Raw genomic sequence first — 14,192 nt, forward strand, 5'->3', positions numbered from 1 at the left:
TCTCATGCGCATGAATCGCCGTTCATTCATGATTGGAACTGCAGGAGCCGCCGCAGGCCTCGCTTTCGGCGGATCACTGCCAGCCTTTGCCGACTCGACGAAATTGCGGGCGACGTGGTGGGGTTCGCCCGATCGCAACAAGCGTACGGTCGCTGTCGCCGAGCTGTTTCACACCAAGAACCCCGATATTTCCGTTGTCGGCGAAAGCATCAGCGGCGACGGCTACTGGACCAAACTCGCGACGGCCATGGCCAGCCAGGACATTTCCGACGTCTTCCAGCTCGAGCCGAGCACGATTTCGGACTATTCGAAGCGCGGCGCCTGCCTGCCTCTCGACCAGTTCGTGCCCTCGACGCTGAAGGTGGACAGTTTCGGCAAGGATATGCTGAAGCTGACGACCGTTGACAACAAGCTCTATGGCATCGGCCTCGGATTGAATTCCTTTGCGTTGTTCTATGATGAGGATGCCTTCAAGAAGGCCGGCCTGACGCCGCCCGGTCCAAACACGACCTGGGCCGAATATGCCGATCTGGCGGTGGAAATGACCAAGGCGTCCGGCAAGCGCAGCTATTGGGGCGGCCCCTACGGCGCGCGCTACAATTATGTCTTCGATGCCTGGCTGCGCCAGCGCGGCAAGAGCCTCTACACGGACGAGGGCGGTCTCGGCTTCGGTGTCGACGACGCCAAGGAATGGTATGCCTATTGGGAAGATCTGCGCCAGCGCGGCGGCACGGTTTCCGCCGATGTGCAGACGCTCGACCAGAACGTCATCGAGAGCAACAGCCTGGCGCTTGGCAAATCGGCCATGGGCATGGCCTACTCGAACCAGCTCGTCGGCTATCAGCTCGTCGTGAAAAGCAAGCTCGCCATCACGCTTCTGCCACGCGAAAAGAAGGATGGTCCTTCAGGCCACTATTACCGCCCCGCTCTGATCTGGAGTGTCGGCGCCACCACGAAGAATGGCGAAGCAGCCGCGAAATTCATCGATTTCTTCGTCAACGATATCGACGCCGGCAAGATTCTCGGCGTCGAGCGTGGCGTGCCGATGTCACCGGCCGTTCGCGCCGCCATCCTGCCGATGCTCAATCCGACCGAGCAGCAGACAGTGAAATATGTCGACCTATTGAAGGATCAGGTCGGCGCTTATCCCGTGCCGGCGCCGCTCGGCGCGACCGAATTCGACCAGAACGTCATGCGCCCGGTCGCAGATCAGCTCGCTTTCGGCAAGATCACGGTTGCGGAAGCCGCGCAAAAGCTAGTGGATGAAGGGAAGGCGAAGCTCAAGAGGACCTGATAGATAGCTGGCTATATGGGTGCGTGTCAGGCGATTTTCGCTTAGCGGGAACTGCTTGTCTGGCCGCTCATCCCTGTCCTCTTCCCCCATTTGGGGGGAGAGGGCGGATTGTGCTTAGCGGCGCCTTCCTTTTGAGAACACGACCGAAAATCAGCCAAAAAAGTCGCGATCGTCCTCGGCGAGATAGCGTTTGGCCTTTTCCGGGATGAGATCGACGCCCATGCCGGGACGGTCGATGACATCGATGAAGCCGTTCTTGACGATCACCTCCGGCAGCCCTTCGACGATGTCGTACCACCAATCGGGATCGCCCGTCGTATATTCGAAGGCGATGAAGTTGGCGGGAAGCGTGGCCGAAACCTGTATCAATGCGGCCAATCCGAGCAGGCCGTTGGCCGTGCCGTGCGGCGCGAACAGGATCGAGTGCAGATCGGCATATTCGGCGATCCATTTGAGCTCGGCAATGCCGCCGACATCGGCTGGATCCGGGCCAAGCACGTTGACGGCCTGGGTTTCGATCAGTTCCTTGAAGTTCTGGCGCAGATAAATCTGCTCGCCGGTATGGATCGGCGTGGTGCTGATGCGGGTCAGTTCGCGGTACACGCCGGCGTTGACCCAGGGCGTATAGTCGCCGGTCAAGAGGTCTTCGATCCAGAGCAGATTATAGGGCTCCAGCATGCGGGCGAGCCGGATCGCGTCGGGCAGCATCCAGCCGGGGCCGCAATCGAGGGCCAAACCGATGGTGTCGCCCGCAACCTCCTTCATGGCCGCGACGCAATCGACGAAATGGCGCAAGCCTTTTTCGGTGATCGGGCCGCGATCGAGCGCACCGTGGAAAGGGCTGGCGTTCGGTTCGCCGTAGTAAAAGTTCGGAATCTCGCGTTTCATCGGCGAATGAAAGCCGATCGGCTGCTTGATGATGGTGAAACCCTCAGGCAAGGCCATCATCTTCTTGAGATCGTCGGCGAGGTCTTCCGGGCGGTGGCCGGCAAGCGGAAAGCGGATGGAGCCGTTATAGACCCGGACGCGGTCGCGCACCCGGCCGCCCAGCAGCTTGTGGACCGCGACGCCGGCTGCCTTGCCGGCTATATCCCAGAGCGCCATTTCGATGACGCTGACCGCCGAGCCCCAGGGCTTGAAGCCGCCGCGCTGGCGGATCTTCAGCAGCAGCGTTCGACATTGGTCGGATCTTCACCAATCAGCGCCTCGCGGAAGGCGAGGATGTGCGGTTTCAGATAGGGCTTCCAAGTTTCGGCCTGGCCGTAGCCGGAAATGCCCTCATCGGTGACGATCCGAACGATCGGGCTCTTGCCGATGATGGCGCATTTGACGTCGACAATTTTCATTGCTCCTCCTATTTCCTGTTGGCGCTTGATCCCAAAACCGCGTCGCACTTTTTGGATCATGCGCTGATACCTTCAGACCGGCATGGCCTCGCTCATCGCTCGCCCTGCGTCGATGGCGGCAAGCCGGATTTCCTCCATGCGGCTCGGTTCGGCACCTGCCAGGAACGGCACGCTGATTGCCGCCGCCAGCCGTCCTGTCTTGGTGAAGACCGGGGCGGCAAAGGCGTGGATGCTGGGGGCGTTTTCCCCGCGGTCCTGTGCCCAGCCAAGGCGCTTGATACGGACAAGCTCGCCCGCCAGCCTCTTCGGATCGGTGATCGATTTCGGCGTATAGCCGATCAGCGGCTTGGCCAGCCAGACGGCCAGCTCGTCCGGCGGCAGGTGCGCCAACAGCAGCTTGCTCGCTGCGCCGGCATGGATCGGCATGCGTTGGCCGGGCGCCACGGTCAATGCATATTCGCGCCGCCCCTGTGACGCTGCCACCACCAATATGCCGTCCTGGTCGATCACCGAAAGCTTGCTGCCTTCACCGAGCTCGGCCGAAAGCCGGTCGAGGAAAGGCTGGCCGATGGCGGCGATGTCGATGTCGCTGACGCTGGCGACGACATGCGAGGCAAGCGTCAGCAGCCGCCGGCCCAGCGTATAGCTGCCATTGTTGTCACGGCGCACCATGTCATGGCCCTGCAGGGTGTTGAGGATACGGTAGATCGTCGTGCGTGGCAGGGAGAGTTGCGTTGTCAGTTCGCGGATCGTGGCGCCGTTCGATCGTCGTTCGAGCAGGCCGAGCACATCCATCATCCGGTCAATGACCGGAATCGTGTGCTTCGCAGCTGCCGTTTCATTCGTATCATCAATCATTCAAACTTGGTCTCGGAGGCGTTGACATTTCTTTGGTCATCCCATTACCATGCATTATTGAACAGAGGAAGTTCAAATATGGATAAGGCGACCTGATCGTTTTATCCGGGAACGGTGCCGCCAGAGTCCGTTCCATGCGAGGAGGAAAATCACGATGGAAAGAGATACGGCCGCGATTGCCGACAAAGCCGCGCGTTTCAAAAAGCTCTACACCGCGGCTGTCTACGATATTCTCGACGAGATGGGCCTGCCCAATCAGTGCATCGACCTCGGCATCCGGGCGCTCGACCGCTCGATGCGCATCGCCGGCCCGGCTTTCACCGTCAAGGTCAGCGCCGATGTGCGCACAGACGAAGAATACGACATCGAGGAAGTGAAGACCTTCACCTTCTTCCGCAAGATGTATCCGGGCTGTGTGGTGCTGATCGCGGCCGCAGGCGAACGTCATTCCGGCCATTGGGGAGAGCTGATGAGCACAGGCTCGAAGAGCCGCGGCGCCACCGGCATCGTGGTCGACGGCGGCATTCGCGACGGCAATATCCTGATCGGTATGGAGGATTGGCCGGTCTTTACCCGCTATCTCTCGCCGATCGAGTCGCGCAAGCGCACGCGCATCAGCGGCATCGAAGTGCCGATCGCGGTCACCGGCACGCTGACCGCGCAGATTCGCGTCGAGCCCGGCGATTGGCTGTTCGGCGACATGGACGGCGTGGTTGTCATCCCGGCCGACAAGGTCGATGCCGTCCTGGCCCGTGCCGAAGAAATGATCACCATCGAAAATCGCTCCCGCAACGAGATCCGCGCCGGCGGCGACGTCGCCGATGTCTATGCCAAATACGGCCGTCTCTAAATCAAAAAGTTAGAGCGGGATGTCGCCCGAAAACAGCGCACACTTTTCGGCATCCCGCTCTGAGGCGAAAGCAGCATGACATCAACGCAAGTCCTTGGCTGCGTATTGGAGGAGCCATGAAAATCACGGCACAGAAAGTCTTTGTCGCCAACGTCTCACGCACCAACTTCGTTTTCGTCAAGCTTTACACCGACGAGGGCTACGAAGGCGTGGGCGAAGCGACGCTCGAATGGAAGACAAAGACGGTCGTCTCGGCATTGGAGGAATTGGAACGCGTGCTGATCGGCCGCGATCCGTTCGCGGTCGATGCGATCGTCGAGCAGCTGCATCGCGATTCCTATTGGCGTACGGGGGCGGTGTTTCGCACTGCGCTCGGCGCCATCGAGGCGGCATTGCTCGACATCAAGGGCAAGGCGCTCGGCGTGCCGGTGTTCGAGCTTTTGGGCGGCAAATATCGCGATCGGGTGCAATGCTATGCCAACCACTGGTTTTTCGGTGCGACGACGCCGGATCAATATGCCGAGAATGCGCGCAAGGCGGTCGCCATGGGCTACAAGGCGCTCAAATGGGACCCGTTCGATGTCGCAGACCTCGAAATGGACCGCAAACAGCGCCGCCAGACGATTGATATCGTCGCAGCCGTTCGCGATGCCGTCGGCCCCGAAGTCGATCTGATGCTGGATGTGCACGGTCGGCTCAACGTGCCGACCGCGATCGCCATGTGTCGGGAATTGGCCCCTTACGATCTTAGATGGATCGAAGAGCCGACGCCGCCGGAAAGCATCGATGCGCTGGTCGACGTCCGTGCCCACAGCCCCGTGCCAATCGCCGCCGGCGAGCGCTGGTTCGAGCCCGGCAAATTCCTGGAAGCCCTGAGCAAGAAGGCCGTCGACATCCTGCAGCCCGATGTTTCGCATGCCGGCGGCATGGGGGAGACCAAGCGGATTTCGCATATGGCGCATCATCACCTGATCCCTGTCGCGCCGCACAATCCGGTTGGTCCGGTGATGAACGCCATGACGCTGCATATGTCGGTGGCGGTGCCGAATTTCTCGATCTTCGAGACGGTGTCGATCGATGTGCCCTGGCGCAAGGAATTGGTCAGCGAAACATTGCAATTCGAGGACGGCGCCATTCTCGCGCCGACCGCGCCCGGCCTCGGCGTCGAGCTGATCGAGGAGGCCTGCGCGCGTTATCCCTACGCACCCTATAACGTGCCGCTCTTCGACGGCAGCATGAACACCAGCGGCGTGGCGGCCGGTGCCGCGACGCTTTCGAATGCGCCGAAGACATGAGTCACGCTGAGGAATTGACAGCGAAACGCTCTTGTCGCAAGTTTACCAAAGAATTGACGAGTTTCAAATTTGAACTAGTCAATCGGGAATACCAGCATCGTCTTGGGAGGACGTGGTGAGGGTAGGTCTGACACTCAGCGGTGATCGATTGAGCGAGGAGGGTGCGCGTTATGCCGCGCAGCTCGGGGTCGGCGACGTTGTGGTGCATCTCACCGATTATGCCCGCAATTCGGAAGGCGATCCCTATCGTGAGGGCGTCGGGCCGATCAACGGCGAGTGCGCCGACGCGCCGCTCTGGAGCTATGAGCGCATGGCCGACATTGTCGCAATGTGCGCCCGTCATGGCCTGAAGATCGCGGCGATGGAGAACATCTCGCCGAATTTCTGGTCGGATATCCTGCTCGACGGCCCGAAGAAATTCGAGCAGATGGATGGGCTGAAGCAGCTGGTGCGCGCCGCCGGCCGGGCCGGCATTCCCGTCATCGGCTACAATTTTTCGCTCGCCGGCGTCTGGGGCTGGCAGCAGAAGCGCATCGCTCGCGGCGGGGCGATAACGGCCGTCTTCAATGCCGATGAGTTCGATGCGCAAAGTCCGCTTCCGGACGGCATGGTCATGAACATGCGCTATCGACCGGCAATTCCCGGTGCCGTGCCGGCTACCGTCAGAGAACCGGAGCTTTGGGCGCGTTTCGCCTGGTTCCTGAAGGAGTTGGTGCCGGTTGCCGAGAAGGCGAATGTGCGGCTTGCCGCCCATCCCGACGATCCGCCGGTGGCGCGGCTGCGCGGCACGGCGCGTCTTGTTAATACTCACGCCAAATATGAACGGCTGCTGGCGCTGGCACCGAGCCCGGCCAATGCGCTCGAATTCTGCATCGGCTCGCTCGCAGAGATGGTCGAAGGCGACATCTACAGCACGACTCGGCATTTCGCCCGCGCCGGCGCCATCGCCTATGTGCATTTCCGCAATGTGCGCGGCAAGGTCCCGCACTATGTCGAGACCTTTGTCGATGATGGAGATATCGATATGGCTGAGATCGTCCGCGTGCTGCGCGACGAGGGGTTTGAGGGGGTCATGGTGCCAGATCATGTGCCGGCGCTGGATTGCCCGGCGCCCTGGCATGCGGGTCATGCCTACACGGTCGGTTTCATGAAAGCCTTAACGATCAACGCCGATGCGCTCGGCCCGGCGCGGTCGCAGGAGGCGGCTTCGTTCGAGGAGGAGAGGGCTGCTTCATAGAGCAAAGCCAGTGTTGGCCGGAGGAAAAACGGCGGCGATCGTGCCGCCTATAAAGGAGGAGACGATGAGCAAATACAGAATGGCGGCCTTCGCGACTGTCGCGTTTTCAGCAGCGTCGCTTTTGAGCAGCGTTGCCATGGCCGGCGAAGTCGTCTGGTGGACGCCCAACTGGGGCCAGCCGCGCGCCGAGAAGCTGGCCGCCGATTTCCAGAAGGCCAATCCAGGCATTACCGTCAAGCTGGAGATCACCACCTCCAACGGCCTGCCGCAGCGCATCCTGACGGCGCTGCAATCGGGCGCCGCACCCGACGTCATCGAAGTGCAGCATCCCTGGGTGCAGGGTTATGCGCAGTCGGACCTCGTATTGCCGCTCGATGACGTCATCCAGGACAAGGACGACTATAACAAGGCGTCGATCAATTACGACACCTATGACGGCAAGCTCTATGGCATCCCCTATCGCATCGAATGTGTCGGCGTGATGTATAACCTTGATGATTTCAAGGCTGCCGGGCTCGATCCGGCCAACCCGCCGCAGACTTGGGATCAATGGGCCGATGCCGCCAAGAAGATGACGACCGGCGGCAAATTCGGCATGGCGATCACCGGCGGCGGTGAAGTCGGCAATACCGTCACCCGCCTGCTGCCATTGATCTGGATGAACGGCGGCAACATCATCAGCCCCGACGGCAAGAGCGCCGTGGTCAACTCGCCGGAAGCCGTGGCGGCGGTGAAGTTCTACACCGACTTCTACAAGAATAAATATTCGCCGGATTCGACGCTTCAAAACGACGGCATCGCCAACCGCCAGCTCTTCATCGCCGGCAAGGTGTCGATGTATCAAACCGGCCAGTACGACGTTGCGCCCATCCGCCAGGCCAACGCCAAGATCAATCTCGGTGCGATGGCGACGCCGCATCCGGAAGGCAAGCAGACCGCCGGCGTCATCGGCGGCTGGAGCTACGTCATCCCGAAAGACGCCAAGAACCCGGACGACGCCAGGAAATTCCTGCAATTCCTGAACACGTCTGACAATCAGGGCTTCTTCACCGACACCTTCCCGGCCCGCGTCTCGGCGCTCAACCTGCCGCGCTTCCAGGATCCGATGCTGAAGCAGTTCGCGGCGATCCTGCCTTATGGCCGGCCGTCTCCGAACACACCGCATTGGGTGCAGATCAGCCAGGCACTGTTCGATGGTGTTCAGCGCATCCTTTCCGGCGACCAGGATCCGAAAGCTTCGATGGACCAGGCCAATGACGAAATCCAGGCGCTGCTTGAGAGCTGAGACTGGGCGGGTTCGGCGGACGGGGTGGCTGCGGGGCCACCTCCTCCTTCGAGGCCCACTTTCGCTGACGCTCTATCGCCTGGCACCTCAGGATGAGGCGGAGAGAGAGAACGGCGCTTGCCGAGGAGATCAGTCCTCACCCGGAAGCGGCGCGAAGCGCCCTCGAAGGGCGAGGACGGATGAAGAATCTCGGCTCGCATGGGGCATGCAAATTTGACAGTGACAGCCCGCCGGGTTCTCCGGCGTGCGATGTTATTTTCTGGAAAGGTTGACCCATGGGCCGTCAATCGACGGGACTTCTTTTCATCCTACCGGCGATGATCGTGCTGGCGATGCTGATCGCCTATCCGGTGTTCTATACCGGCTATCTCAGCGCCACCGACGCACGGGGCGCCCTGACGATCAAGAATTTCGCCAATGTGCTGCGGCCCGCGGTCACGACGCAGGCTTTCATCAATCTCATCTATTTCGTCGGCGGTTCGATCGTCTTCCAGGTCGTGCTCGGCACCGCGGCGGCGATCCTGCTCAATCTGGAATTCACGGGCCGCAGCCTTTTGCGCTCCATTACCCTCATCCCCTGGGTCGTGCCCGGCATCGTCGCTGCCACCACCTGGGCGTGGATGTTCCATACCGAGTTCGGCATCATCAATTACATGCTGACTGGTGTGGGCGTCATTCCGGCACCCATTAGCTGGCTCACCAATCGCGATACGGTGATGCCGGTGCTGATCGCAATCAACGTCTGGAAACTCTTTCCCTTCGTCGCCATCATGGTGCTGGCTGGCCTGCAGGCCATTCCCGCCGATCTCTACGAGGCGGCCAAGCTCGACGGCGCCAATTTCTGGCAGGAAGTCCGCTTCGTAACGCTGCCGCAGGTCTGGCCGGTGATCACGGCGGTTACGCTGCTCTTGGTGATATGGGGGCTGAATTCCATCACCATCATCTACGCGATCACTGGCGGCGGTCCGGCCAACCGCACGCTGATCACGCCGATCCAGATATTCAAGCTCGCCTTTGAGGGCTTTCAGTTCAATCAGGCGGCCGCGCTGTCGGTGATCTTCTTCGTGGTGGCGGCGATCATTGTCGCGATCTACCTGAAAATGCAGGCGATATCGGCGAGGGAAGCGCGATGAACAGAAGCGTTCCTGCGACCATTATCATCGCCATCGCGTCTGTCATGCTTGTGCTGGTCTGCCTCTTTCCCTTCGCCTGGATGGCGCTGTCGTCGATCAAGGCGCTGCCGGAGCTCTACACCGTGCCGCCACATTGGCTGCCCGACGCGCCGACAATCGCCAATTACATCACGGTGATCTTCAACTCCAACATTCCGCGCTATTTCATGAATAGCGTCATCATCTCCGTCGGCTCGACGGCGCTGGCGTTGATCCTTGCCATCTTTGCCTCCTACGGCTTCGCCCGCTTCGATTTTAAGGGAAAGCCGTTCTTCCAGACCTTCGTACTGGTCGGGCAATTGCTGCCGACGGCTGCGATCATCGTGCCGCTGTTCATCACACTGCGCTACCTGCATCTGGTCAACACCTATTGGGGCCTGATCCTCGTCTACATGATCATCACGCTGCCGCTCAGCGTCTGGATGCTGACCAGCTATTTCAAGGCGATCCCAGTCGAGCTGGAGGAAGCGGCGATCGTCGACGGAGCCTCGCGCCTCGGCATCCTCTTCCGCATCACTTTGCCGCTGTCGACGCCGGGGCTGGTGGCGGTGCTCGTTTATGCCTTCGTCACCACCTGGAACGAGTTCATCTTCGCGCTCTGCTTTGCGACCGACAGTTCCGTGAAAACGCTGCCGATCGGCCTTGCCGAATTCTCGACCGAATTCAACACCGACTGGGGCGGGGTGATGGCGGCCTCGATGGTGATGACTGTGCCGATCGCGCTGCTCTTCCTGTTTTTCCAAAACCTCTTTGTCGGCGGTCTGACCGCCGGCGCAACCAAGGGATAGGATCATGACCACCATTCCGAAACTGGGTCTGGGCACCGGCGGCCGCATCGGCGATGACGGCGCGGCGGCCATTTTGAAGGCGATCGAGATCGGCTACCGGCATCTCGACACGGCGCAGAGCTATAATAGCGAGGAGTCCGTCGGTAAGGCGGTGCGCGCGTCCGGTCTGCCGCGCGGCGATTTCTTCATCACCACCAAGGTTGCCGACACCAGGCTCGACACGGCTCAGTTCCTGCCATCCGTTCGCGCCAGCCTTGATACGATCGGCGTCGATCAGGTCGACCTGCTGTTGATCCACTGGCCCTCACACAAGGATGCGGTGCCCTTCGAGGATTACGTGCTGGCGCTCGGCGAGGCCCAGCAGCAGGGCTATGCCCGGCTGATCGGCGTCTCCAATTTTCCGATCGCCCTGCTGGAACGGACCCGCGCGCTTCTGGGTCCGGGCGCCATCGCGACCAATCAGGTGGAGATCCATCCTTATCTGCAGGCGCCGAAGCTCGTAGCCTATGCCCGCAGCATCGGCCTGACGCTCACTGCCTATCAGCCGCTGGCCAAGGGCGAAATCCGCGACGATCCGGTGCTTTCGAAAATTGGCGCTGCCCATGGCGTTTCGGCCTCGGCGGTCGCGCTCGCCTTTCTGATGGCAGAGGGACATGTCGTCATCCCGTCTTCCTCCAGCGAGACGAATCTGCGCGGCAACCACGCCGCTCTCACCGTTTCGCTCAGCGAGAGTGATATCAACGACATCCGTGCTCTCAACCGCGGTTACCGCCGCATCAATCCCGAAAAATCGCCCCGCTGGGACGATTGACCCTTTTTCCTCGATATGCGGAGTTAGACCTTTGGGCTCAGTGAAAATTGCAGGGGTACGCAAGAGCTATGGCGCGTTGGAAGTGTTGCACGACGTTTCCGTCGACATAGCCGACGGCGAGTTCACCGTGCTGGTCGGCCCTTCAGGCTGCGGCAAGTCCACGCTGCTGCGCATGATTGCCGGCCTGGAAGCCATCAGCGGCGGCGAGATCGCCATCGACGGCAAGGTCGTCAACAATGTCGCTCCCAAGGAGCGCGACATCGCCATGGTCTTCCAATCCTATGCGCTTTATCCGCATATGACGGTCGAGGCCAATATGGGCTTTTCGCTCCGGCTTGCCGGCGCGCCGAAGCCGGAGATTGCCAAGCGGGTGGGGGAAGCAGCGCGCATGCTCAGCCTCGAACCCTACTTGCAGCGTTATCCCCGGCATCTGTCCGGCGGTCAGCGCCAACGCGTCGCCATGGGCCGCGCCATGGTGCGCAATCCCAAAGTCTTTCTTTTCGACGAGCCGCTTTCGAACCTCGATGCGAAGCTGCGGGTGCAGATGCGCTCGGAAATCAAGCAGAATCACCAGCGGTTGAAGACCACGACGATCTACGTCACCCACGACCAGATCGAAGCCATGACCATGGCCGACCGCATCGTCGTCATGCATGGCGGCATCGTCGAGCAGATCGGCTCACCGCTCGAACTTTATGACCGCCCAGCCAATCTTTTTGTTGCCGGTTTCATCGGCTCGCCGAGCATGAACATCCTCAAGGGGCGGCTGGACGGCAGCAGCTTCGTCACCGATGACGGGACGCGGGTCGCCGTCAATGGCGCGGCTGCGCGCGGCGATCAACCGATCACGCTCGGCATTCGTCCGGAGCATTTGAGATTGGACCCGCAAGGGCTTTCCGCGGAGATCGTCACCGTCGAGCCGATGGGGTCGGAAACCCAGGTCGCCATGCGTCTCGGCGGTCACGACCTGATCGGCGTCTTCCGCGAGCGAATTCTCAACTCGCCGGGCGAAATCCTGAAGATCGGTGTCGAGACCGACAATATTCACCTGTTCGACGCCGAAACAGGCAAGCGGCTGGAGGGCTGACCGGCAAACGCGTGCGGTTCAGCGGCAATCTAAAGCCAGTTGATGCGCTTCAGCACCCAGAGGGTGGCGACCGAGCTTACCGTGACGAAGACGACGATGATGACGAAGGCCCAGGTGTCGTTGACGCCGGGAATGCCGCCGACATTCATGCCGAAGAGGCCGGCCACGACACTCGGCGGCAGAAGCAGGGCGGCAAGCGCGGCGAGGCGGTTGGAATTGCGGGCGATGCGCTCGCTGATGACGGTCGACAGGTCGTCATGCAGGATGCTGGTGCGGTCGCGGATGGCGTCGAGATATTCGATATAGCGCATCAGCTTGTCGATGACCTCACGCATGCGCAGCTTGTCGCGTTCGGCCAGCCAGGGCGCGTCGTCATGCTCGATGCGATTCAGTGCATCGCGCGGCGGCGCGAGGTAACGGCGAAGCTGCACCGCGCGCCGGCGCAAAAGCTTCAGACGTTCGCGCACCTGACTGGCGTCACCATGAAAGATCAGCTCGTCGAGTTCGTCCACCTCTTCATCCATGGCGTCGAGGACGGGTTCCAGGTCGCGCACCAGCTTGTCGCCGATCATGGCCAGCAGGTCGCCGGTACGTTGCGGCCCCTTTTTCTTCTCCAGCGACAGACGAATATCGCGCAGCGCCGTGATGTAGTGACCACTGTCGCGCAGGGAGACGATGCGGTTGCCATCGACCCAGAGATGTATGGGCACCAGGTCGATATCGTCAGGTTTCTGCGTCGCACCATCTGGCGAGGTGGCGCAGACGCCGCGCAGGATGATCAGCAGCCCGTCGCCCACCGGCTCGACGCGGGGGCGGGAATCCTCCTCCAGCAGGGCTTCAATGACGAAGGGGTCGAAGCCGCTCTTGTGCTTGACCCATTCGGCGGCGGCCGGATGATCGCGCTCGAGATGCAGCCAGGTCACGCCCTCGCCGGGTCTCCAGGCACAGACCTCGTCCATGCAGAGCTGCTTGCAGCCGCCATGTCCGTCGAGCTGGGAGGCGAAGCGCACACCCGGCTCGGTGCCGTAGGCGACAGCAGAGGTGTTCGATGCTCCCATTGCGCCTTGATCCATCCCGCGCTCTACAGCACCAAAAACGCAAGCAGCACAATAGTTTGTGACGTGCTGGATGTCAGTTTATCAGGTCGGGCTAAAGTGGCAAGCGGCGCTGCGCCAGTTGAGATTTCAGCTTATGTTTGGCGACGTCGATGAATGCGCGGAGCTTTGGCGCGGTGGCGGCGCGCTTTGGATAATATAGAAACAGACCAGGCTCTTCGATTGCTGTTTCAGGCAGTAGCTGCTTCAGCTTTCCGCTTTCAATTTCCGCTCCGGCCAGAGGTTCCATGAGATAGGCAATGCCGACACCCGCCAGGGCAAGTTCCTTGGCATAGGTGGCATCGGTCACGATCGAGCTTCCCCTGACGGCAACCGAGACCATGGTTCCACCGTCGTTCAGTTCCCAGTCGTAGAGGCTGCCCGACGTGATTTGCCGAAATCCGATGCAATTATGATTTGCGAGCTCCTGTATGGCCCGTGGCTCGCCCCTTCGGGCCAGATAATCCGGCGCTGCGACGAGGATCATCTGAAAGGGAGGGGTCAGACGCGTCGCGACCATGTCCTGTGCGATCATTTCTCCCAACCGTACTCCGGCGTCGAAACCGCCGCTGATGATATCGACCGATGCATCATCGATGGCGATCTCCACCGTCAGTTGGGGGAAACGCTGCGCAAGTTCGACGATAACAGGGGTGATCGCCAATGCCAGCGCAGTGCGAGGGACGTTGAGGCGCAGCGCGCCGGTTACATTGCCCGTGTTGGCGCGAAATTGGTCAAGCCCGTCTTCGATCTGCGAGAACCCCGGCCTGATGATGCCCAGAAGATGGTTTCCGGCTTCCGTCAAGGCGACGCTCCGGGTGGTGCGGGCAAACAATGTCGCGCCAAGCCGCGACTCGACCATCCGGATCGCGTGGCTCACTGCGGAGGGGCTTAGGCTAAGCTCCGCAGCCGCGCCGGCGAAACTGCCCTGGCGCGCCACGGCAAGAAACACCGGCAAATGAGCAAGGAGATCGCGGTCCATTCATGAATCCTATCGCATAAGGAGTGCGGATAGAACCATATTATCAATCTATCTCCTGCCGATATAGTAGGTCTCAACATCAACTGCGGTCAG

The 14,192-nt window shown here is 60.9% G+C and carries 12 protein-coding genes and 1 pseudogene; 9 read left to right on the top strand and 4 right to left on the bottom strand.

What is annotated here, in order from left to right:
• Positions 1-4 precede the first annotated feature (4 nt).
• Positions 5-1,294, top strand: a complete 1,290-nt coding sequence (locus tag PY649_RS22785; protein ID WP_285871000.1) for an ABC transporter substrate-binding protein — start codon at positions 5-7, stop codon at positions 1,292-1,294.
• A gap of 150 nt (positions 1,295-1,444) precedes the next feature.
• Here PY649_RS22785 and PY649_RS22790 read toward each other — a convergent pair.
• Positions 1,445-2,640, bottom strand: a pseudogene (locus tag PY649_RS22790) (mandelate racemase/muconate lactonizing enzyme family protein).
• 72 nt (positions 2,641-2,712) lie between these two features.
• Complete coding sequence (locus PY649_RS22795) at positions 2,713-3,498, bottom strand: IclR family transcriptional regulator (RefSeq protein WP_285871001.1); 786 nt, start codon at positions 3,496-3,498, stop codon at positions 2,713-2,715.
• A gap of 154 nt (positions 3,499-3,652) precedes the next feature.
• On the opposite strand from PY649_RS22795, the gene PY649_RS22800 reads away from it, so the two are divergent.
• The 8 genes from PY649_RS22800 to PY649_RS22835 all read left to right on the top strand — a co-directional run bounded on the left by PY649_RS22800 (position 3,653) and on the right by PY649_RS22835 (position 12,023).
• Positions 3,653-4,348 (top strand): RraA family protein, encoded by a 696-nt coding sequence (locus tag PY649_RS22800; RefSeq protein WP_285871003.1) that lies wholly within the window; start codon positions 3,653-3,655, stop codon positions 4,346-4,348.
• A 116-nt stretch (positions 4,349-4,464) separates the two neighbouring features.
• Positions 4,465-5,643, top strand: coding sequence for a mandelate racemase/muconate lactonizing enzyme family protein (locus PY649_RS22805; RefSeq protein WP_285871004.1), 1,179 nt, complete (start codon positions 4,465-4,467; stop codon positions 5,641-5,643).
• 115 nt (positions 5,644-5,758) lie between these two features.
• On the top strand, positions 5,759-6,880 hold the full coding sequence (locus PY649_RS22810; RefSeq protein WP_285871005.1) for a mannonate dehydratase: 1,122 nt from the start codon (positions 5,759-5,761) through the stop codon (positions 6,878-6,880).
• Positions 6,881-6,944: 64 nt separating this feature from the next.
• Positions 6,945-8,165, top strand: coding sequence for an ABC transporter substrate-binding protein (locus PY649_RS22815; protein WP_285871007.1), 1,221 nt, complete (start codon positions 6,945-6,947; stop codon positions 8,163-8,165).
• Positions 8,166-8,440: 275 nt separating this feature from the next.
• Positions 8,441-9,298 (top strand): carbohydrate ABC transporter permease, encoded by an 858-nt coding sequence (locus tag PY649_RS22820; RefSeq protein ID WP_285871009.1) that lies wholly within the window; start codon positions 8,441-8,443, stop codon positions 9,296-9,298.
• Positions 9,295-10,125 (top strand): carbohydrate ABC transporter permease, encoded by an 831-nt coding sequence (locus tag PY649_RS22825; RefSeq protein ID WP_285871011.1) that lies wholly within the window; start codon positions 9,295-9,297, stop codon positions 10,123-10,125. Before PY649_RS22820 ends, PY649_RS22825 begins: the two co-directional genes overlap by 4 nt.
• Before the next feature lie 4 nt (positions 10,126-10,129).
• On the top strand, positions 10,130-10,936 hold the full coding sequence (locus PY649_RS22830) for an aldo/keto reductase (protein ID WP_285871012.1): 807 nt from the start codon (positions 10,130-10,132) through the stop codon (positions 10,934-10,936).
• 31 nt (positions 10,937-10,967) lie between these two features.
• Complete coding sequence (locus PY649_RS22835; RefSeq protein WP_285871013.1) at positions 10,968-12,023, top strand: ABC transporter ATP-binding protein; 1,056 nt, start codon at positions 10,968-10,970, stop codon at positions 12,021-12,023.
• Between the two features lie 29 nt (positions 12,024-12,052).
• Here the strand turns inward: PY649_RS22835 and PY649_RS22840 are convergent, their stop codons facing one another.
• Together PY649_RS22840 and PY649_RS22845 are read right to left on the bottom strand one after the other, a co-directional pair.
• The gene (locus PY649_RS22840; RefSeq protein ID WP_285871014.1) at positions 12,053-13,081 is read right to left on the bottom strand and encodes a CorA family divalent cation transporter; all 1,029 of its coding nucleotides are present in this window, start codon (positions 13,079-13,081) and stop codon (positions 12,053-12,055) included.
• Between the two features lie 91 nt (positions 13,082-13,172).
• Positions 13,173-14,099 carry a LysR family transcriptional regulator gene (locus PY649_RS22845; protein ID WP_285871015.1) on the bottom strand — a complete coding sequence of 309 codons (927 nt, stop codon included), beginning with the start codon at positions 14,097-14,099 and terminating at the stop codon, positions 13,173-13,175.
• Positions 14,100-14,192: the final 93 nt, after the last annotated feature.

Origin of the sequence: Rhizobium mayense, from assembly GCF_030272705.1 — a bacterium.
Taxonomy (GTDB): Bacteria; Pseudomonadota; Alphaproteobacteria; order Rhizobiales; family Rhizobiaceae; genus Rhizobium; species Rhizobium mayense.